This window comes from Caulobacter sp. GW821-FHT10C03 (genome assembly GCF_059415485.1).
Map to the genome: position 1 here is coordinate 22,882 of NZ_JBWKNI010000019.1, position 18,523 is coordinate 41,404.

An 18,523-nucleotide genomic window follows, 5' to 3' on the forward strand; every position below is an offset into this window, starting at 1 on the left:
CGAACGGAAGTAATGAGTCAGGTGCGGGCTATCCACGGCTGCCGTAGCGGATCTCATCTAGATAGCCGAGGACAGCATTGCCCCACCCCTGCGCGATAATTCGCTCGGCTGTTTTAACGTCGAGCGCAGGTATCGGATGAGATCGTAGCCATTCCCGAGCTCGTTCTTCTGAGCCGAGTATGTCGGTCGATTGCGTAGCGATCTGCTCAATGACCCGAGCCAGCCTCTCGCCAGCCAGTCGTTCGCCACGCGTCAGGCTGATGCTCTCGTGGGTTTCCGGATCCTGCTGAGCGTCCATGGGCAGATCATAGCCCATCCACAGCGCCATGGGGACCAAGCAGAGCCCCCGGAGAGTTCGGCACGGGCGCTGCACCGCAGCGTCCGAAAAACGCTGGCTATCAGGACCCAGCCGATAAGAGACCCCCTCCCCTATCTTCACCTCAACGTGAGGGGTCCTAAAACAGTGTCGCGAAATCAAACGCCGGCATTTGGCGGCCGGCACGAGATTTGAGACAATCGAGCATGCTTATAGGCTACGCACGCGTCTCTACGGCGGATCAGCGGCTCGATCTCCAGGTCGACGCACTCACCAACGCCGGCTGCGAACGGATCTTCAGCGACCACGCTAGCGGTGGCCGAGGCGATCGTGTTGGGATGACTGAAGCGCTGTCGCACCTGCGCGCCGGCGACACGCTCATGGTCTGGAAACTGGATCGCCTGGGTCGCTCAGTCCGCCAGTTGGTGGAATTCACGGCGCAGCTCGAGAAGCGCGGTATTCAGTTCGCGAGTCTGACGGACGGCATCAACACCGGCTCGTCTGCCGGTCGCTTCTTTTTCCACGTCATGGCTGCGATGGCCGAAATGGAGCGCGACCTCATACGCGAGAGAACTCTTGCCGGCCTGACCGCAGCGAAAGCGCGCGGCCGACTAGGTGGACGCCCGGCCAAGCTGTCTCCTCAGCAACTCGGTCACGCCAAGCGACTACTCGCAGACCCAGAGACGACAGGGGCTGAAGTAGCGAGCACGCTTGGTGTCGCTCGATCGACGCTATATCGGTCTTTGGGTAAGTCGCCGCTGGCCACGCGCAAACGCTATAAGCGTCCCGCACAGGTGCAGTAGCGCTGAGGCTAGCCGGCCTCTAGCAACTGATCGGCGCCAAACTGTTCGACAACCGCCGTAAGCACCAAACTACCGGGCAGCCAATCGTGTTGCTCGATCGCGCCGCGAAACTTAGCCATGAACTCGGGAGCAAACCAAAGGGTCACAGGCTGAGCGCTAGCGGGAGGCGAGAAAAGCAGCACCGGGCGAACCCGACCGCTATCCATGTAGTTGGTCAGCGTCTCTTGGTAGAGATCGTTCACTCTCACATCTCGTCGCAGGGCGATTTCCCGCATGCGTCGATGGAGAGTGCGAGGCAAGCGAACCGACAAGGCGATACGCCCCTCATCAGCGAACGATGCTCGTCTAGCTTGCTGTTGCATGGAGAAGACTCTGAATCCCACGCCCCTTCCTGATCAAGCGAAATTACGACAGCCTTCGCCGATCTTCGTGCAGCCGCTTCTAGTGCCTACGGCGTCGAAATAATCCGTTCGGCCGTCATCTCCTGAACGGACCTGCGCAGTTCAGAGGGCCAATCGGAAACGTAGCTCGCGATCATATCCAATGTTGCCCAATGCCATAGGGTCGAGGCCGCTTGCCACGCTGTGATCGAGGGGCGTCGCCACGTTATCTGATCTTTGATCATGGACCACTCCAGCAGGCGCAGGGTTTCTGCGCCCTTGGGGCTCAGCAGGAGCATGGCCGTCGCAATTAGCGCCCTGACACGCGAACGCGTAGACGCCCGATCAATAATGTCCGGGGCAAATGAATTGCTGCCGATCCGATACGACAGACGCCCTCCCAGGACGGCGCCAGCGGCAGAGCAATCATACGAGCCGTAGTTCTGACGCAGCAGCGCGAAACTCGAAACCAGGCGGGCGATCTTGAGAAAAGCGCCTGGCGTCGTCACGCACCATAGATCGTTGGGCGAGCGCCCCAGCTCTGCTCCTCGCGTGGCTCGCTCAAAAGCGAGAACAAAAGCAGGCGCCTCGAGTTCGCGGCCGGTAGGCAGCCGACCGTTTAACAGCTTCCTCCACCGGCGGCTGGATGCCGGCGTCAGTTCATCTTCATCGTCGGCCCCATCCAGCAACAAACCGTGTATTTCGCACGACATTCGCCATCGACCTGCGTTTGCTTGAGCGAGAATGACTTCGCCGTGCGCCAGGCGATCTTGCACGCCGCATCTCGGGCAAAAGGCATGGCATCCCGGGAACACTGGTCCTGCGGCCATAGCGAAATCCGTGCGGGCTGCCTCGGGCGCCCGTTGAGGAATGGTCATCGACCGAAGGGTTGAAATCGATATCTCAGAGCCGCGGGACAACCAGCGCAGCAATTCGTCGTCAATCGACCAGTCGACATCGCCGGCATCAGTCTGCAGAAAAGCGCTTCCGCTAACGCCATGGCCAAGAGCCGTGCGGTGGATCCAGGACCCCAGCAACTCGTCTGGCGCCGGCGGTGGCGCATAAGCGAACGCCCCTCTCACGCGACGCGCCGACGCTTGACGCGCCGCGCCACCAAGCGCTTCCCAGCCGTAGGTGGAGGCAGGGTCGCGTCGCTGACGATGTGACGCGACTCGATCAACTCGGCGCCGTCGAGAATGGCCCGCTTGGCGGCACGTTGGAGGATCTTCACCGTCGTGTCGGTGATGCCCTGCCCTGCTTCGTGGACTTGCTCGATGAAGCTGCGGTCGATGAGCGTTTCGTTACGCAGGGGTATGGTCTGGAGATATGCACTCACGAAGCCGGCGAAGGCCTCGTCCAGCTTCCACGGCAGCAACTGAAGGCGTTCAAATCGGCGGGTCAGTTGGACATCGCCGTCAATGAGATCGAGCACCTCGTCCGTGCCAGACAGAACAATTGGAATTTGAGACTCGTTGGATAGCCAGCGAGCTACGCCGTAGAATTCCCGCACATGCGCGCGCGGCCAGTCGACGAGTTGGTTGAGCTCTTCGATGATGATGAGCCGGGTGCCGGCCTCTTCCAGCAGATCGACCAAAAGCTCGAATATGGCCATGTCACCGCGGGGCAGGGCCAATTGATAGCCTAGCTTCTTGACAAGCGCCCTGGCGAGCCAGCGGCTGTCCGTGAGAGGCGGGTACTGCGCATGCAGCACTGGGACCTTCAATCGTCCGTCAGGCGAACGCCGAGGCTTCCGGTGCTCGACGAAATCGGTGATCGCGTGGGTTTTGCCGATGCCGGACACGCCCACAATCGCGAGATTCGGCGGACGGATGACCCGATGGTGCGCGACCAGTTCACCGAGCCGCGCTTGGATGAGATTGAAGATGGGCGTCTCGATGACCTTGTCCCGCTCAATGAACGAGAAGCGCGTTGCGTTCGAAGCCTCGAGAATGCGCGCAGCCTGGGGGATGATGTTCGCGCGCATGACGACCTCCGCTACTTGAGACGGGGCTTGAAGTTCGGAATCGAAAAGTTCGGTGGCAGATCGGATCCCGGCGTGTCGCTGAGAGGTTTGCCAGGTGCCTGGGGTGTTTGAGGAGTTTCCGGCGCCAGGAACGAGAGCGTTGGTGGCGCAGACGGGTCGTGATCGCGCCCCGGTGGGCCACCTCCAAATGGAATGGGCTCGTCACCGATCATCGAGTCCAAATCGAAATATGCACCCCACTTACTTTCCTTGGCGGCCGCCAACTTTCGCAGCAGCTCGGAATCCCTTTTCTCCTGGGCGATCTGTGATTGTCGCTTGCCCAAGCGACGTAGCGCGAACAGATCATTGGGCGCTTGTGTAGGATAAGCGCGGCGGACGGCTATGTAGTCACGCTTATCCTCTACCCAGATCCTGCTTATGTCGCGTGGATCGTATCGGATTGTAGTGTTCTTGAGGCCATCATAGCGCATCTTCTCCACATCTCCCGATCGATAAAAGCAGCCCGCAAACCTGATACCCTCGAAGGTGATTTTACGGGTTTCGGAAGGCAGGAAGTCGATAAATACTTCGGTCGGATCTCTGGGAACGCGCCGGTTCACCGCTGCGAGTGACGCCAACTCGCGCCATTGCATGACGGGGGGGGAATCTTTGACCCGCCGTAAGTCTCATTATTGTACGTCGTTGCAGCGATTAGAAACCTTCGCTGCACCTCTTCAAGGTCCCAAGCCGGAGGCTGTTGGCCTCCATGCCGCTTCAACTCTTCGGTGTTTGATAGAGTTGTGCCTTCCCAGTTGTGGATATCACTGGTGAGGGTCCCCCAAAATCTCTCCATCCGCCCGCGCCGCTCGGGATGTCCTGGCCACCCCACGCGCAGTTCGATGTTATGGCGCTTGCACCCCCATTCTACCGCTTCAGAGGTCAGTTCGGCGGCGCCATCGACATAAAGCGTCTCCCCAAGACCCCCCGCCTCCCATTCGCCCGGAAGGCCATAGGCCAACAGAATATCGGTTTTCGGGATCGCGCTCAGCGCCATGGCGAGCGCGACGGTTGTCGCGCTTGGCGGAAAAAGCGAGACGAACGCTGCTAGACATACGGAGGTATGAACATCGAGCGCGGCAGTGGCGGTGGGCCTGATAATGACCTCTTCATCGCCAAGAGCAAATGTGCGGTGATCTAGCGGTGTATGATCGATGCAAACGATCTCCAAGGGCCGCGTCGTCTCTAATGAGCCGACTTGGAGACTGTAGTCACGTCGCCCCTTTCGCCCATAGCGGCGAAGCGCGAAGGGTCAGCAGCCTCAATGTCCCTTACCAGGCGCTCCAGCGTGGACTGAGATGGAATATCGACCGTGTTGTAGCCTTGGTTGTGCAGGAGATGATCGAGGTCGCGCCCAAGTCTGGCTACGTTCAACTTCCTAGATGCTTCAGCATAGACCTTCGCTTCAATGATCGCATGAACCGCACGCGCGATACGCCGCTGTCCCCTCTTGGGCCCCGGGGGCGCGGGGCACCACTCGTCAAACGTAGGCGCCGCCAACAGCCTTTGAACATCGCGCCGTACTGTCTTCGTTGAAACTCCGAGCGCCTTTGCAGCTTCCTCATAATCCCAGCCACTCAGATCGCCCTGCGCAAACGCCAGCGCGACCCTAAAGCGGGTGCGCAATTTGCTCTCACGATCTGCGGCTGCAAGCTTTGGCAATCGACGCCTCCGATCGCCAATAACCAAATGCCGCTTGTGATCGATTGGCTAGATGCGAAGCCCGTCAAATCTATGTCTGCCGCCCTAGGACAGAAACTTTGACGTTTTTGGCGTCCACACGCCGCCACACGCGATGGACACAGACTATAGTCGTCACAATTATTGGACTAGATGGGGCGGGGCGTTTTCCCAACAAAACGGACATCAACTAGCGCTTTGCGGGACATTAATTGTGACCCGTGACAGCTCAGCCCAACGCCGCCACCACGGCCTCCAGTTCGCCCTTCACCGCGATCTTGCGTGCGGCGCTGACGACGAAACAGACGTTGGCGACCTGCGGATGCGGCACGACGCTGGTGACCCGCGCCGGATTGATCCAGACATGGTCGAAGTCCAGCGACGCCGCCGCCAGCCGTCGCAGATCGGCGTCGAGCCGCGCCGCGGCCTCGTCGGCGGTATGCAGCGCCAACACGCTCCTGGGCGCGTCGTAACGGATTTCGCAGTCAGCCGCCGGTGTCTGCGGCTCCGGCACGATGCAGAACACGTCGGTGGAATTGACCGCCACCGGTCCTTGCGGAGTGTTCATGATCACCAGCGGCATCGATCCCTCTCCAGTTCCAAGCACGCAATAGTCGCAAACCTCGCCGCTACAAGTCCAGGACGCGATTGCCTCCGGCAAACACGGCGACGCATTGACAGATCCGCTCGGCGCACCGACCATCTCATTAATTAGAACAAAGTTCCAAATTACGGGAGTTGGCGTTGAATCCGCTGTTGGGCGTCCTTTTCCATTGGCTGGGCGGTTTGGCCTCGGCCAGTTTCTACGTGCCCTATCGCGGCGTTCGGCGCTGGTCCTGGGAAATCTACTGGCTGACCGGCGGCGTGTTCTCCTGGCTGCTGGCGCCCTGGTTCTTCGCTTCCTTGCAAACGCACGATCTGCTCGGCGTCATGGCCCAGGTTCCGTCGAGCGTGGTCGGCCTCTGCGTGCTGTTCGGCGTGCTGTGGGGCTTCGGCGGCCTGACCTACGGGCTGACCATGCGGTATCTGGGCCTGTCGCTGGGCATGGCCGTGGTGCTGGGCCTGTGCACCGTGTTCGGCACCCTGATCCCGCCGCTGGTGCGAGGCACCTTCGCCGACGCCCTGCTGGCCACGACCTCTGGCCGGATCATCCTGCTGGGCCTGCTGATGACCCTGGCCGGCATTGTCGTGGTGGCCTGGGCCGGCGCCAAGAAGGACGGCGACCTGTCGCCCGAGGAAAAGCGCGCGGCCGTGGCCGAGTTCGATTTCCGCAAGGGCATCGCCGTGGCGGTGTTCTCGGGCGTGATGAGCGCCTGCTTCGCCTTCGGCCTGGCGGCCGGCGAGCCGATCAAGGCGATCTCGGCGGCGGCCGGCACCGGCCCGCTGTGGACCGGCCTGCCGGTGCTGTGCCTGGTGATGTTCGGCGGCCTGATCACCAACGGCGTCTGGTGCGCCTTCCTGATCGTCAGGAACCGCAGCGCCAGCCAGTGGATCGGCCGCGCGCCCGACGCCAAGGAAGCGGCGGACCGGCCGCCGCTGCTGGCCAACTACCTGCTCAGCGCCCTGGCCGGCACGGCCTGGTACTTCCAGTTCTTCTTCTACACCATGGGCGAAAGCCAGATGGGCAAGTTCGGCTTCTCCAGCTGGACCCTGCACATGGCCAGCATCATCATCTTCGGCACGCTGTGGGGCTTCGCCTTCAAGGAATGGAAGGACGCCCGTCCCGCCGTGCGCAACATGGTATGGGCCGGCGTCGCCCTGCTGGTCGGCGCCACGGTGGTGATCGGCTACGGCAACATGCTGGGGGCCTGAGGACCGCCATGCGTCCCCTGCCCCGTCGCCGCCTGCGCAAACTCCTGACGGCGACGGCGGCGCTGGCCCTGCTGGCCGCGCCGGTCGTCGCCCTCGCCCAGGACGGCGACCTGAAGCCGACGGGCCGCTGGACAGCCCGGAAGCCGGGCGCGGCGGCCAAACCGCCTATGGGCTGGAACGCCTGGAACGCCTTCCGCACCGAGGTCGATGAGGCCAAGGTCATGGGCTCGGCCCAGGCCCTGGTCGACACCGGCCTGGCCAGGCTGGGCTATGTGCAGGTCAATCTCGACGACGGCTGGTGGCTGAGGCGTCGGCAGAGCGACGGCCGGCTGGAGATCCGCACGGCGATCTTTCCCAGCGCCGAGGTTCCCGGCGGCGACTCCAGCTTCAAGCCGTTCGTCGATCGCCTGCACGGCATGGGCCTGAAGGCCGGCATCTATACCGACATCGGCCGTAACGCCTGCTCGCAGGCCTGGGACCTGAAGTCGCCCAACCTGCCGGTCGGCTCGACGGCCGAGCGCGAGGTCGGGCTTGAGGGCCATGTCGATCAGGACATCGATCTCTTCTTCGGAACCTGGGGCTTCGACTATGTGAAGGTCGACGCCTGCGGCCTGGCCGACTACGCGCCCGGCGCGCCGGTCTTGAGCCGCAACGGCTATCGGCCGCGCGAGCCGCTGATCGTCCGCCGCGAACCGGCCAAGGACGCCTCGGCCCAGATCGAGGCGATGTATCGCCAGGTCGCCGCCGCCATGGCCCGCCACGGCGCCGACGGCGAGCACGTGCTGTCGATCTGCACCTGGGGCCGCGGCGACGTGCGCGCCTGGGGCGGCGAGGTCGGCGCCCTGTGGCGCACCAGCCCCGACATCAGCCCGCGCTGGAGCGCGATGCTGCGCTCGTTCGACAGCGTGGCGACGCGCTCGCTCTACGCCCGCCCAGGGGCCTGGAACGACCCGGACATGCTCTACATCGGGGCGGGCGACTTCGACGAAAACCACCTGACCGAGGCCCGCAGCCACTTTGCGTTGTGGGCCATGACCGCCGCCCCGCTGCTGATCGGCTACGACCTGCGCCAGGCGCCCAAGGCGCTGCTCGACATCTGGGGCGCCGCCGATCTCGTCGCCGTGAACCAGGACCCGCTGGGCGACCAGGCCGTGCTGGTCCACCACGAGGGCGAGGCGCAGATTCTGCTCAAGACGCTGAGCGGCGGGCGCAAGGCCGTGGCTCTGTTCAACCGCGGCGACCAGCCGGCGAAGATCACGCTGACGAACGAACAGCTGAAGTTGTCCGCCGACACGCCCGTGGCCCTGCGGGACCTCTGGACCGGCAAGGACGCGCCGAGCTTCACCGGCCGGGCCGCCTTCGATCTGGCGCCGCGCGAGACCAAGGTGTTCGAGGTCAGGGGCGCGCCCCTAGTCGCCGACGGCGTGCTGCTGTCGGAAATCCCCGCCCGCATCCACGTGGCCCAGGAGCCTTCATGGCCGCCGCCGGCCGACGGCTTCGACGGACCGGTCGGGCCGGCCGGCCACACCGGCGGCGCCCAGGCCGACTTCTCGCCCTACCGCACGCCGCTGGCGGTGAACGGCCGCCGCTTCGCCCACGGGATCGGCGTGCTGGCCAATTCGCGCCTGGAGGTGCTGGCCGCCGGCGAATTCCAGCGCTTTTCCGCCAGCGTCGGCGTCGATGACGCCTCGAAGGCCTCGGGCGCGAGCGTGCGGCTGGCCGTCTACGGCGACGGTCGCCTCCTGGCGCGCAGCAAGCCGCTGCGGGCCGGCGACGCACCGGTGGCGCTGAGCGCGTCGATCAAGGGCGTGAAGGTGGTCGAGCTGGTGGCCGTCTCCAGCGACGCCGCCGCGCCGCCGGCGGTCGTCTGGGGCGGCGCGCGGATGACACATTGAGACGCCGCGAGCCGCCCGAACCGCCTTTCTGGCGATCCGGCCGATCGGCTACAATCGGCGGTTAGGTGACTCGTTTTCGTCCATGGGGGGCGCGGGCCTCACCTCGAGACCGTCGCAATCCATGGCCGCGCCCGAGCAGGATCTTCTTCGCACCCGCAACGCGCTGCTGACGGGCAAGCCCGCCGTGGCCCTGCACACGGCCAAGGCCGCCGTCGCCAAGGCGCCGGGCACGGCCGAACCGCTCTACTGGCTGGCCTCGGCCCAGGCGGCCAACCGCGATCCCGCCGCCGCCCAGACCCTGAACGACGCGCGCCTGACCCACGGCCTGGCGGTCATCCGCGCCATCGGCGGCGACGCCAAGCGACTGACGACCGACGGCGAGTACGCGCTGCAGATCGGCCATCGCCTCTACAACGCCAACTATCCGGCCTGCGCCTCCGTCGCCTTCGGCCTGGCGGTCATCGCCGGTCGGGAGGAGCCGCAGGCGCTGGTGTCGCTGGGGCTGGCCTTCCTGCACCAGGGCCGCGCCGAAGAGGCCAACAACATCTTCCGCGCGCTTTCGGAAGCCATGCCAAACAGCGCGCCGGCCCAGCAGTTCGAGCTCTACAGCCTGTTCATGGTCGCCGACGGCGTGGCGCGGCACGCCCAGGCCGCCAGAGCCTGGGCCGAGCGCTTCGAGACACCTGTGCTGACGTCCGCCCAGCCCCCGGCCCCGCTGGCCGGCCGCCGGCTGCGCGTCGGCTATGTGGCGCCGGTGTTCTCCAGCGGCCAGATCCGCCAGTTCATGGCTCCGCTGCTCCACCATCACGACACCGAGCGGTTCGAGATCTTCCTCTATCCGAATGAGGCCGACATGACGGACTGGGCCGCCAGACCGACCGTGCGCCCGATCGGCGCGCTTAAGGACGACGAGGCCGTCGCCCTGATCCGCGAGGACCAGATCGACGTACTGATCGACGCCTGGGGCCACACCTCCGGCTCGCGGCTGGGGATCTTCGCCCGCCGGGCGGCGCCCGTGCAGGCCACCTGGCTGAACTATCAGCAGACCACGGGCCTGCGCGCGATGGACTTCGCCCTCCACTCGCGGTCGATCCTGACGCCCGGCATGGAGACGCTGTTCACCGAGACCGTCTGGCCGGTGGAGCCGATCTCGGCCCCCTTCCGCGCCGATCCGGCGACGCCCTCCCCCGCCCCAAGCCTGGCCAGCGGAACCGTCACCTTCGGTAGCTTCATCAATCCGTCGAAGCTCAGCGACGAGGCGGTCGCCGGCTGGTCGCGGCTGCTGCTCGCCGTCGCGGGCTCGCGGCTGCTGCTCAAGTACCGCTATTTCGAGGATCCGGTGCTGGCCCGCGCCACGACGGCGCGCTTCGCCGCCCATGGCGTGGACCCCGATCGGCTGGTCTACGAGGGCCACGCGCAGGGCGACGAGTACGAGCAGGCCTTCGCCAGGATCGACCTGTCGCTCGACCCCTCCCCCTGCCCCGGCGGCACCACCACCCTGGAAGCCCTGGCCCGCGGCGTGCCGGTGATCACCCTGCGCGGGCCGACCTTCTACAGCCGCATCGGCGTTCAACTCGTCGAGGGCGCGGGCCTGCCCGACCTGGTGGCCGACAGCTGGGACGACTACGTCGCCAAGGCCGCGGCTGCGGCCGCCGACCCGGCCAGCCTGCAGGCCCTGCGCGACCGCACCTGGGCAGGCTTCGCCAAGGCCTCGTTCCGCGACGAGGCGCTGGTCACCCGGACGCTCGAGGAGGCCTATCTCGGGATGTTCGGGGCGAAGTGGCCGGATCAGGTCTAGCCGCCCGACAGGATCCCTCTCTCTTTGAGAGAGGGAGGGGCCCGCGCCGAAGGCGTGGGAGGGTGAGAGGTAACAAACTCTCCGAACGAGGCGCGACATCACGCGAGATATGGATATTTATCCGCTTATTTATCATCCACTTAACGACACATGATCACGCATCAGGATTTGCCTGCCAGCGGTGAAACCTCTCACCCTCCCACCGCTTCGCGGCGGGCCCCTCCCTCTCTCTAAGAGAGAGGGGTTTTCATCCCCGCCAGCCGCTCATGCAGGAGCCGCAGGCGCTCCTCGGATCGCGCGAAGGCCCGCTGGGGCTTTTCCAGGTCGTAGGCGGGGCTGACGCGTTCGCAGATCTGGCGATCCTCGTCGAAGATCCGGCGGTTCATCTCGGCGCTGGAGTCGAGGAAGGCCTCGACCGCCCGTTCGGCGCCGGGGCGCACGCGGCCGTCGAGCAGGCGGGTGCAGAAGTGGGTCCGCCGACCCTCGCGGGCCGGGAAATAGGTCTGCACGGCGTAGGAATAGCCGAAGGTCGACGAGATCATCGCGAACGGAAAGACGTGGATCGTCCAGTAGCCCTGATAGGCCTCGGCGGCGTCGAAGTAACGCCCCAAGGTGGAGAGACCGCGCAGGGTGCGCTTGTCGGTGACCTCGCCCTCCCAGGTCAGGTTGGGGCCGTCGACGACGAGGTTCTTCTCGACCATGGCCAGGCTGGCCAGGGTTTCGCCGTGTATCAGGTTGACGTGGTAGGTCTCCAGCGCGTTCTCGACCGCCACCCGCCAGTCGCATTCGAACGGCAGGGCGTGGAAGTCGCGGCGCGCGGTGATCAGCTTCGACACCGTCTCCAGCTGCGCCGCCGCGCCGCCCAGTTGCTCGGCGAGGTCCTGCTCGGGTTCGACGCCGACGAACAGGAAGTCGCCGCACCAGGCTGTGCGATAGCGGCCGATCGCCTGGGCGGCCAGCACCTCGGGATCGAAGCTCTTGGCCAGGGCCGGCTTCAGGGCGCCGCCGCCGTAGCGCCAGCCGTGATAGGGGCACAGCATCGGCCCGACGCCATGGTCGCCGACGAAGAAGCGCGCGCCGCGATGCGGGCAGACGTTGTCGAAGGCCCCGATCTCGCCGTCGTCGTTGAACACCAGCAGGTCGCCGAACGCCCAGTCCAGGCGCAGCCAGGCGCCCGGCTCGGCCACTTCCGAGCGGTGGGCGACCAGGTGCCAGTAGCGGCGGTAGAGCGCGTCGACCTGAGGCGTCATCAGAGCTTTCGGGCTTACAGCTTTCTGGCGGGCGCGGCGTAGTAGGTGCCGCCCGCGGCGGTGTCGCGGACGATCACGGCGCCGGCCCCGATCGTTCCGCCCGCCCCGATGCTGACGCCGGGCAGCACGCGCGCGCCGGAGCCGAAGAACACCCCCTCGCCCACCTTCACCCGGCCCGTCAGGTCGACGTGGCAGCTGAGGGTCGAACCGGCGCCCAGCACCACGTCGTGACCGACGCCGGAATGGCCGTTGATGGTGACGAGGTCCTCGACCTTGCTGTCGGACGAGACATTGGCGAACGGCCCCACCAGCACGCCCTCGCCCAGCCTGGCCGAGGCGGTGACGAAGGCCCGGTCGTGAACGAGCGTGGCGAACCTGCCGCCGGCCGCGCGCAGGGCCTTGCCGACCGCCGCCTTACCGGCCGGCGTGCCGATGCCCATCACCAGCTGGACGCCGGCGGCCGGAACATGGCCGGCGATCTTGCCGAGGTACGGCAGGTCGCGGCCGAAGGCGGCCATCGGCGCGTCGCCGTCGTCGAGATAGCCGATGAAGCGGTCGCCGCTTTTGGCGAACTGCGGGCCGAACCAGTCGAGAATTTCCCGGGCGAGCGCGCCGCCCCCGACCATCACGTAGTCCATCTCGCGTCTCCTCCGTGAGCCGCTCACGCGGCCTTGTAGCCGCCGTCCACGTCCCAGATCGCGCCGGTGACCCAAGCCGCGGCCGGGGTCAGCAGGAAGGCCGCCACGGCGGCGACATCCTGCGGCCGGCCAAAGCCCAGCAGGTGGCGCGCGCGATAGGCCTCGATCCCGTCGCCCGTCAGGCCGCGGGTGATCCGCTCGTGCATCTCGGTCTCGACCGCGCCGGCCGCCAGGCCGTTGACGCGGATGCGGCGCGGCGCGAGCTCGCAGGCCAGCGACCGCACGAGGCCTTCCACGGCGGCCTTGGAGGCGGCGTAGGCGGTCATGCCCGCGCGACCGCGCTCGGCGGCGACCGAGCTGACCACGACGATCGAGCCCTCGTCCTTCATCACCTTGGCCTTGGCGGCGGCGCGAGCGACGGCGAAGGCGCTGCCGAAGGACGCGCCCATCACCTCGTCGAGCTTGGCGTCCTTGGTCATGCGGATGGGCAGGACCATCTCGATCCCGGCGGCGTGGAAGATCCCGTCCAGCCCGCCGGCCTCGATGGCGGCCTTGGCCACCGCGTCGGTGGCGGCGTCGCCTTCGGAGAGGTCCTGGATCAGGGAGACGTGGCCCTCGCCGGCCAGGCTGGCCAGGGTCTGGTCCAGGCGCCCGGCGTCGCGGCCGGCGGCGATCACCCGCGCGCCGACGGCGGCCACGGCCTGGGCCGTCGCCCGCCCAAGGCCCGACGAGGCGCCGGTGACGAGAATGGTCTTATCCGCCAGGGCTTCGGGATGCAGGCTCACAGGTACAGCGTCTCCGCGCAGTCGAGGGGGCCGAAGCGGCCGGCGACCGCGCCCCAGGAATAGCCGACGCCGAACCCGGCCAGGACCAGGGTCGCGGCTTCACCGCTCAAGCGCTCGGCCACGGCGTCGGTCAGCAGCAGCGGCAGGGTGGCCGAGCTGGTGTTGCCGAACTTGCCGATGTTGATCGGCAGGCGCTCGGGCGGGGCCTTCGCCTTCTTGCCGATGTGGCGCAGCATGAACTGGTTGGCCTGGTGCAGCAGGTGGAAGTCGACGTCCTCGGCCGTCAGGCCGGCGTCGGCGCGCACCGCCTCGATCAGGGCCGGCACCGCGCGCAGGGTGAAGGCGAAGACGGCGTTGCCGTCCATCTTCAGGGTTGGGGCGATGGCGCCGGCGGGACCGCAGGGCGAGCGGAAGCCGCCGTCCCGTACGATCAGGTCGGTCGCGCCGGTCCCGTCGGTGCCGAGGCGGAAATGCAGCGGCGTGGAGGCAGTATCGCGCTCCAGGGCCGTGGCCGAGCCGGCGTCGCCGAACAGCACGGCGGTGGCGCGGTCGTCGGGGTCGAGCAGCGGGCTGATCGTGTCGCCGGCCAAGAGCAGCACGCGCTTCAAACCGGCTTGCAGCAGGCACGACGCCAGCCACAGGCCGTAGACGTATCCCGAGCAGCCCATGCCGACGTCGAAGGCCTGGGCGTGCGGCGAAAGACCAAGCTTGCCATGCAGCAGGCAGGCGCTGGCCGGCAGGGCGTGGTCGGGGGTCTGGGAGACGAAGATCACCCCGTCGATCGAGGCGCGGTCCCAGGCCAGGCGCTCGATCAGCCGTTCGGCGGCGGCCTGGCAGAGGTCGGCCGTGGTCTGGCCCGGCTCCACCCAGTAGCGGGTCTGGACGCCGGTCATCTTGGCGACGTCGGCGACGGCCGCCTCGCCCAACCGTTCCTCGAACGCCTGGTTCTCCAGCCGCCTGGCGGGCACGGTCGAGACCACGCCCGCCAGGCGGACGCCTTCGACCCGATAGCCGCCGGGCGCGGGCTGCATCAGGCGGTTTCCTTGGCGACCAGCGCCTCGATGTCGGCCACGGTCTCGCACTTGGCCAGGGCCTGACCATCGACCAGCACGCCATGGATTTCGTCGACCAGGGCCAGGGTCGAGATGATCGCCAGCGAGTCCCAGTTGAAGGCGGCCAGCTCGGCCGCCGGCGAGATCTCGGACTCGTCGACCTCGAAGATCTCGGCCAGTCCGGCGTAAAGGGCGCTCATTCTTGTCTCCTCAAATGACGACGCTGGCGGCGGCCCACGACAGGCCCACGCCGAAGCCCACCAGCATCGCTCGTCTGGGGGCTCCTCTAGGGGCGCCCGCGCCCTGCAACAATGGGGCGAGGGCCAGCGGAATGGTTGACGACACGGTGTTGCCCACCTCGCGCATGTCGATGACGAAGCGCTCGGGTTCGATGGCGAGCTTCTTGCGCAGGCGCTCCAGGATGAAGCCGTTGGCCTGGTGGAAGACGAAGAGGTCGTGCTCCTCCATCGTCCGCCCCGTGCGTTGCAGCAGGCCGTCCACGGCCTTGGGCACGTGGCCGAGGGTGAAGGCCATCACCGCCGGGCCGTCCATCCGGAGCACCATGTCGTCGCCGGCCGAGGGCTCGCGGAAGCCGCCGCGTCGAACCATCAGGTGCTCGCCGCCCTTGCCGTCGGTGCCGAACACCACGGGATCGATCAGAGGCGCGTCGGCCTCGACCGCCTCGACCAGGGTGGCGGCGGCGCCGTCGCCAAACAGGGTGCGCACGCTCTGGTCGTCGGGATCCAGCAGCTTGGAATAGGTGTCGGCGGTGACCAGCAGCACGCGCCGGGCCTGGCCGCTCTCGATCAGGGCCTTGGCGAGGCTGAGGCCGTAGACGAAGCCCGAGCAGCCGAGGTTGAAGTCCAGGGCCCCGGCGCTGGTCGGCAGTCCAAGGCGGGCCTGCAACAGGCAGGCGCTGGTCGGCAGCACGTAGTCGGGCGTCTGGGTGCACAGCAGCAGGAAGTCGATCTCGCCCGGATCGAGGCCTTCCTTCGCCAGCAGGGCCCGCGCGGCGCCCTCGGCGAGGTCGAGCGCGGTCTCGCCGTCGGCCGCGATGCGGCGCTCGGCTATGCCCGTCTTTTCGAGGATCTTGTCGGCGCTCCAGTCGGGGAAGCGTGCGGCCAAGGCGTCGTTGGTCAGGCGGCCTTCAGGCAGGTGACCTGCGATCGCCTTGATCCTGGCGGTCAACATATACGCCTCGCGGCCGCGGAATGAATCATTGCAGAACAATGTCGAGCGCAATCTAAGCGCGTCGTTGGCCCAAGGGCCAGCCGTTTGATTTGCGGGAAACCTTCAATGTCGGCGCAAGACGTGTTCCCTCGGGCGATGGAGCTGCTCCTGGCCGGCGACGCCGTCGGCGCCGAGGCGCTGCTGGGTCCGCTGGCCGCCCGGAACGGCGACGACGTGCAGGTCCACTACTTCCACGCCGCCGCCCTGAGCGCGATGGGCGAGGAGGCCCGCGCCCGAGCGGCCTTCGAGACCGCGTGGATGAACCACGCCTTCACGGTGATGGGCGAGAACGACATCGCGCTGGACCGGGTCGCCCGGGACGCCGCCTTCGCCCTCGACGTCGGCCGGCTGTTCTACGCCGAGGACTATGTCGGGGTCGCCGCCGCGGCCTGCGGCTGCGCGCTGAACGATCCCACGGTGGCGGCCAACGAGGGCCTCTTCGTCTACGGCCAGTCGCTGCACCACGCCGGCCGCATCGAGGCGGCGCTGGCGGCCTTCGACAAGGCGGTCGGGCTGACCGGGGCGTCCTATCTCTCGGGCTTCGTGCTCTATTCGCTGATGTTCGCCAAGGACGGCCTGCAGCGCCAGGCCGACACCGCCCGCCGCTGGGGCGAGGTGATGCGCAAGGTCAGGCCCGCCGCCCCGACCTTCCCGCCCGCCTGGGACGGCGCGCGCAAGCTGCGCGTCGGCTATGTGGCGCCCAGCTTCGCCAACCAGCTGCGCCACTTCGTCGACCTGGTGTTCGAGAACCACGACACAGAGCGCTTCGAGGTCTTCGCCTATGTGGATCATGCCACGAGTGAACGCCTGCCCGGCCACGTCACGGTGCGGTCCTGCAAGACCCTGACCTACGACGCCCACGCCGACCTGATCCGGGCCGATGCGATCGACGTGCTGGTCGACGTCTGGGGCCACGCCTCCGGCAACCGCCTGGCGGTGTTCGCCCGCCGGCCCGCGCCGGTGCAGGTCGCCTGGCTGAACTGGATCCAGACCACGGGTCTCGAGGCCATGGACTACTCCATGCTCGGCTCGCACATGCTGACCGCCGACGCCCCGCCGCTGTTCGTCGAGACGCTGCACGACATCGGCCCGATCCTGGCCGCCTTCCGGCCGACGCCGACGGCGGCCCCCTCGCCTTCCCCGGCGATCGAGACCGGCCGTCTGACCTTCGGCAGCTTCAACCATCCGGCCAAGATCAGCGACGAGACCGTCGCCGGCTGGGCAGGTTTGCTGGCCGCCTGCCCGACGGCTGAGCTGCTGTTCAAGTACAGCTACTTCGTTGATCCGGTGCTGCAGACCACGGTCCAATGCCGGTTCCTCGCTCACGGGATCGCGCCCCAGCGCATCCAGTTCGAGGGCAAGACGACCGGCGAGGAATACGAGCAGGCCTTCACGCAGATCGACTTCGCGCTGGACCCCAGCCCCGTCGGTGGCGGCACCACGACCATGGAGGCCGTCTCGCGCGGCGTGCCGGTGCTGGCGATCCGAGGCCGCGACTACTACAGCCGCGTCGCCGTCGAGGCCCTTAGCGCCATGGGCCTGGAAGAGCTGCTGTTCGACGACTGGGCCGCCATGGCCGCCTTCGCCGCGCGCCTGGACCACGACCACCAGGCCCTGGCCGCTTTGCGCGCCAGGATCCGGCCGGCGCTGGACGCCTCGCCCTATCGCGACGAAGCGGGGTTCACGCGGCGGATGGAGGCGGCGTTCGCGCAGATGGCCGCTAAGACCCAATAAGGTCTCACTCTCTCACCCGAGCATCCCCGCGAAGGCGGGGATCCAAGCCGAGTCTGCAGGTGATCAACGGCCGCGCCCCATCCTGAACGACAGCTTGTGTCCCCGCCTTCGCGGGGACGCTCGGATAAGGGGAGACTTCGAGGAAACGCCCCCTAAGCCTCGTTGACGCTGTTGGCCTTCACCTTGGCCGCCCCGGCCTCGTCCAGATCGTTGCGCGTCGCCGTCAGGCTCAGCGGGCCCTTCAGCGTGGCGTTAACCGCGTCGATGCCGGTGTCCTTGCGCGAGGCTTTGCGAGCGATCAGGTAGCGCAGCGACAGGCGTTCGTGGTCGGCCGCGTCGGGCTGGGTGCCGTGCAGGGTGCAGGCGTGCCACATGGCGGCATAGCCGGCCGGGCCGACCAGCAGGTGCTGCGGGCAGTGCACCTGCCCGCCCTTGCGATCGCTGTAGGTCCAGCCGCTCTCGTCCTTGGTCAGGTCGTGCGGGAACAGCGTGCCGCCCAGGGTCTGGCTGTTCTCCAGCAGGAACAGCGGCGCGTCCCGCTCGCCCACGTCGTGCAGGTAGACATAGAGGGTGATGAAGTCGGCTTCCCGGTCCTTGTAGTCGATCAGGTCCTGGTGGAAGTCGATGCCGTAGAAATAGGTCACGTCCCGGTACTGCGGCCTCACATAGGGGCCCAGGTTGTTGACCGGGTTGCCGTGGATCCGCGTCTTCAGCCACTGGGGCACGGCCGAGGCCGGCACGCCGCAGATCAGCTTCTTGAGCAGGATCTCGTAGTCGTCGCCCAGCAGGCCGGCCACCGCGCCGGTCAGGCCCGTGTCCTTCTCGACGAAGGCCAGCTCCTCGTCGAAGCGCTCCAGCAGGTTGCGGCCGGGGGCCGGATTGACGCCGACATACTGCGGGTTGGCGTCGAACTCTTCCTCGCTGAGGAACAGCTCCTCGCCGAAACTGCGCAGATCACGGATGCGGGCGAGCAGTCGGCCCGCCGCGTCGGCGTCCAGGCCGCCAGGAAGCACGTGATAGCCGCGCTCGATCAGATCCCGCACCGGGCCGGGCGACGTAGCCGACATCGAAAGCTTCTCCATGACCGCCGAACACGACGGCGACGGATGAGATGAATACCGCTTCAAGGC

20 protein-coding genes are annotated in these 18,523 nt (G+C 66.9%); 5 read left to right on the top strand and 15 right to left on the bottom strand.

All coding sequences use genetic code 11. The features are described 5' to 3' along the window. Positions 1-28: 28 nt before the first annotated feature. A complete protein-coding gene (locus AC07NG_RS20480) occupies positions 29-328 on the bottom strand; it encodes an antitoxin Xre/MbcA/ParS toxin-binding domain-containing protein (protein WP_494596020.1) in 300 nt (99 codons plus the stop codon). Positions 329-522: 194 nt separating this feature from the next. Here AC07NG_RS20480 and AC07NG_RS20485 point away from each other — a divergent pair, with 194 nt between their 5' ends. Continuing rightward, positions 523-1,119 (top strand): recombinase family protein, encoded by a 597-nt coding sequence (locus AC07NG_RS20485; protein ID WP_494596021.1) that lies wholly within the window; start codon positions 523-525, stop codon positions 1,117-1,119. A gap of 8 nt (positions 1,120-1,127) precedes the next feature. On the opposite strand, the gene AC07NG_RS20490 is transcribed toward AC07NG_RS20485, so the two are convergent. The 7 genes from AC07NG_RS20490 to AC07NG_RS20520 all read right to left on the bottom strand — a co-directional run bounded on the left by AC07NG_RS20490 (position 1,128) and on the right by AC07NG_RS20520 (position 5,782). Then, complete coding sequence (locus AC07NG_RS20490; RefSeq protein ID WP_494596023.1) at positions 1,128-1,361, bottom strand: hypothetical protein; 234 nt, start codon at positions 1,359-1,361, stop codon at positions 1,128-1,130. Between the two features lie 206 nt (positions 1,362-1,567). Then, positions 1,568-2,581 (bottom strand): TniQ family protein, encoded by a 1,014-nt coding sequence (locus AC07NG_RS20495; RefSeq protein WP_494596024.1) that lies wholly within the window; start codon positions 2,579-2,581, stop codon positions 1,568-1,570. After that, on the bottom strand, positions 2,578-3,483 hold the full coding sequence (locus tag AC07NG_RS20500) for a TniB family NTP-binding protein (protein ID WP_494596026.1): 906 nt from the start codon (positions 3,481-3,483) through the stop codon (positions 2,578-2,580). The genes AC07NG_RS20495 and AC07NG_RS20500 overlap by 4 nt, the downstream gene beginning before the upstream one ends. A gap of 11 nt (positions 3,484-3,494) precedes the next feature. After that, positions 3,495-4,115, bottom strand: a complete 621-nt coding sequence (locus AC07NG_RS20505) for a Mu transposase C-terminal domain-containing protein (RefSeq protein WP_494596028.1) — start codon at positions 4,113-4,115, stop codon at positions 3,495-3,497. After that, on the bottom strand, positions 4,079-4,690 hold the full coding sequence (locus AC07NG_RS20510; protein ID WP_494596029.1) for a TnsB C-terminal domain-containing protein: 612 nt from the start codon (positions 4,688-4,690) through the stop codon (positions 4,079-4,081). Before AC07NG_RS20510 ends, AC07NG_RS20505 begins: the two co-directional genes overlap by 37 nt. 14 nt (positions 4,691-4,704) lie before the next feature. After that, complete coding sequence (locus AC07NG_RS20515; protein ID WP_494596030.1) at positions 4,705-5,208, bottom strand: helix-turn-helix domain-containing protein; 504 nt, start codon at positions 5,206-5,208, stop codon at positions 4,705-4,707. A gap of 220 nt (positions 5,209-5,428) precedes the next feature. Next, the gene (locus tag AC07NG_RS20520) at positions 5,429-5,782 is read right to left on the bottom strand and encodes a hypothetical protein (protein ID WP_494596032.1); all 354 of its coding nucleotides are present in this window, start codon (positions 5,780-5,782) and stop codon (positions 5,429-5,431) included. Positions 5,783-5,955: 173 nt separating this feature from the next. Here AC07NG_RS20520 and rhaT point away from each other — a divergent pair, with 173 nt between their 5' ends. The 3 genes from rhaT (at position 5,956) to AC07NG_RS20535 (ending at position 10,704) form a co-directional block, all read left to right on the top strand. Continuing rightward, positions 5,956-7,011: an L-rhamnose/proton symporter RhaT gene (gene rhaT / locus AC07NG_RS20525; RefSeq protein ID WP_494596033.1), complete on the top strand. Its 1,056-nt coding sequence runs from the start codon at positions 5,956-5,958 to the stop codon at positions 7,009-7,011. A gap of 8 nt (positions 7,012-7,019) precedes the next feature. After that, positions 7,020-8,906: an NPCBM/NEW2 domain-containing protein gene (locus tag AC07NG_RS20530; protein WP_494596035.1), complete on the top strand. Its 1,887-nt coding sequence runs from the start codon at positions 7,020-7,022 to the stop codon at positions 8,904-8,906. 121 nt (positions 8,907-9,027) lie between these two features. Further along, positions 9,028-10,704 (top strand): O-linked N-acetylglucosamine transferase, SPINDLY family protein, encoded by a 1,677-nt coding sequence (locus AC07NG_RS20535; protein ID WP_494596037.1) that lies wholly within the window; start codon positions 9,028-9,030, stop codon positions 10,702-10,704. A gap of 230 nt (positions 10,705-10,934) precedes the next feature. Here the strand turns inward: AC07NG_RS20535 and AC07NG_RS20540 are convergent, their stop codons facing one another. Genes AC07NG_RS20540 through AC07NG_RS20565 form a run of 6 tightly spaced genes read right to left on the bottom strand, consistent with a single transcriptional unit; the run spans position 10,935 to position 15,620 of the window. Further along, positions 10,935-11,954 (bottom strand): aromatic ring-hydroxylating oxygenase subunit alpha, encoded by a 1,020-nt coding sequence (locus tag AC07NG_RS20540; RefSeq protein WP_494596039.1) that lies wholly within the window; start codon positions 11,952-11,954, stop codon positions 10,935-10,937. Positions 11,955-11,968: 14 nt separating this feature from the next. Next, complete coding sequence (locus tag AC07NG_RS20545; protein ID WP_494596041.1) at positions 11,969-12,592, bottom strand: NeuD/PglB/VioB family sugar acetyltransferase; 624 nt, start codon at positions 12,590-12,592, stop codon at positions 11,969-11,971. A gap of 23 nt (positions 12,593-12,615) precedes the next feature. Next, positions 12,616-13,377, bottom strand: coding sequence for an SDR family NAD(P)-dependent oxidoreductase (locus AC07NG_RS20550; RefSeq protein WP_494596043.1), 762 nt, complete (start codon positions 13,375-13,377; stop codon positions 12,616-12,618). Continuing rightward, entirely contained in the window at positions 13,374-14,408 is a 1,035-nt protein-coding gene (locus tag AC07NG_RS20555; protein ID WP_494596045.1) for a 3-oxoacyl-ACP synthase III family protein, read from the bottom strand. Before AC07NG_RS20555 ends, AC07NG_RS20550 begins: the two co-directional genes overlap by 4 nt. Next, positions 14,408-14,629 carry a phosphopantetheine-binding protein gene (locus AC07NG_RS20560; protein ID WP_487289362.1) on the bottom strand — a complete coding sequence of 74 codons (222 nt, stop codon included), beginning with the start codon at positions 14,627-14,629 and terminating at the stop codon, positions 14,408-14,410. The genes AC07NG_RS20555 and AC07NG_RS20560 overlap by 1 nt, the downstream gene beginning before the upstream one ends. 10 nt (positions 14,630-14,639) lie before the next feature. After that, on the bottom strand, positions 14,640-15,620 hold the full coding sequence (locus AC07NG_RS20565) for a 3-oxoacyl-ACP synthase III family protein (RefSeq protein ID WP_494596047.1): 981 nt from the start codon (positions 15,618-15,620) through the stop codon (positions 14,640-14,642). A gap of 105 nt (positions 15,621-15,725) precedes the next feature. On the opposite strand from AC07NG_RS20565, the gene AC07NG_RS20570 reads away from it, so the two are divergent. Continuing rightward, a complete protein-coding gene (locus AC07NG_RS20570; protein WP_494596049.1) occupies positions 15,726-17,393 on the top strand; it encodes an O-linked N-acetylglucosamine transferase, SPINDLY family protein in 1,668 nt (555 codons plus the stop codon). A 152-nt stretch (positions 17,394-17,545) separates the two neighbouring features. Here AC07NG_RS20570 and AC07NG_RS20575 read toward each other — a convergent pair whose 3' ends face one another. Then, complete coding sequence (locus AC07NG_RS20575) at positions 17,546-18,460, bottom strand: phytanoyl-CoA dioxygenase family protein (protein ID WP_494596051.1); 915 nt, start codon at positions 18,458-18,460, stop codon at positions 17,546-17,548. Between the last annotated feature and the right edge of the window lie 63 nt (positions 18,461-18,523).

What these genes read in the sequence shown, in the direction of transcription:
- AC07NG_RS20530 (WP_494596035.1), top strand. Translation starts at nt 7,020, where the DNA reads ATGCGTCCCCTGCCCCGTCGCCGCCTGCGCAAACTCCTGACGGCGACG.
- AC07NG_RS20485 (WP_494596021.1), top strand. Translation starts at nt 523, where the DNA reads ATGCTTATAGGCTACGCACGCGTCTCTACGGCGGATCAGCGGCTCGAT.
- AC07NG_RS20555 (WP_494596045.1), bottom strand. Translation starts at nt 14,408, where the DNA reads ATGCAGCCCGCGCCCGGCGGCTATCGGGTCGAAGGCGTCCGCCTGGCG.
- AC07NG_RS20560 (WP_487289362.1), bottom strand. Translation starts at nt 14,629, where the DNA reads ATGAGCGCCCTTTACGCCGGACTGGCCGAGATCTTCGAGGTCGACGAG.
- AC07NG_RS20570 (WP_494596049.1), top strand. Translation starts at nt 15,726, where the DNA reads ATGTCGGCGCAAGACGTGTTCCCTCGGGCGATGGAGCTGCTCCTGGCC.
- AC07NG_RS20480 (WP_494596020.1), bottom strand. Translation starts at nt 328, where the DNA reads ATGGCGCTGTGGATGGGCTATGATCTGCCCATGGACGCTCAGCAGGAT.
- AC07NG_RS20540 (WP_494596039.1), bottom strand. Translation starts at nt 11,954, where the DNA reads ATGACGCCTCAGGTCGACGCGCTCTACCGCCGCTACTGGCACCTGGTC.
- AC07NG_RS20565 (WP_494596047.1), bottom strand. Translation starts at nt 15,620, where the DNA reads ATGTTGACCGCCAGGATCAAGGCGATCGCAGGTCACCTGCCTGAAGGC.
- AC07NG_RS20535 (WP_494596037.1), top strand. Translation starts at nt 9,028, where the DNA reads ATGGCCGCGCCCGAGCAGGATCTTCTTCGCACCCGCAACGCGCTGCTG.
- AC07NG_RS20500 (WP_494596026.1), bottom strand. Translation starts at nt 3,483, where the DNA reads ATGCGCGCGAACATCATCCCCCAGGCTGCGCGCATTCTCGAGGCTTCG.
- AC07NG_RS20575 (WP_494596051.1), bottom strand. Translation starts at nt 18,460, where the DNA reads ATGTCGGCTACGTCGCCCGGCCCGGTGCGGGATCTGATCGAGCGCGGC.
- AC07NG_RS20545 (WP_494596041.1), bottom strand. Translation starts at nt 12,592, where the DNA reads ATGGACTACGTGATGGTCGGGGGCGGCGCGCTCGCCCGGGAAATTCTC.
- AC07NG_RS20520 (WP_494596032.1), bottom strand. Translation starts at nt 5,782, where the DNA reads ATGCCGCTGGTGATCATGAACACTCCGCAAGGACCGGTGGCGGTCAAT.
- AC07NG_RS20505 (WP_494596028.1), bottom strand. Translation starts at nt 4,115, where the DNA reads ATGCAATGGCGCGAGTTGGCGTCACTCGCAGCGGTGAACCGGCGCGTT.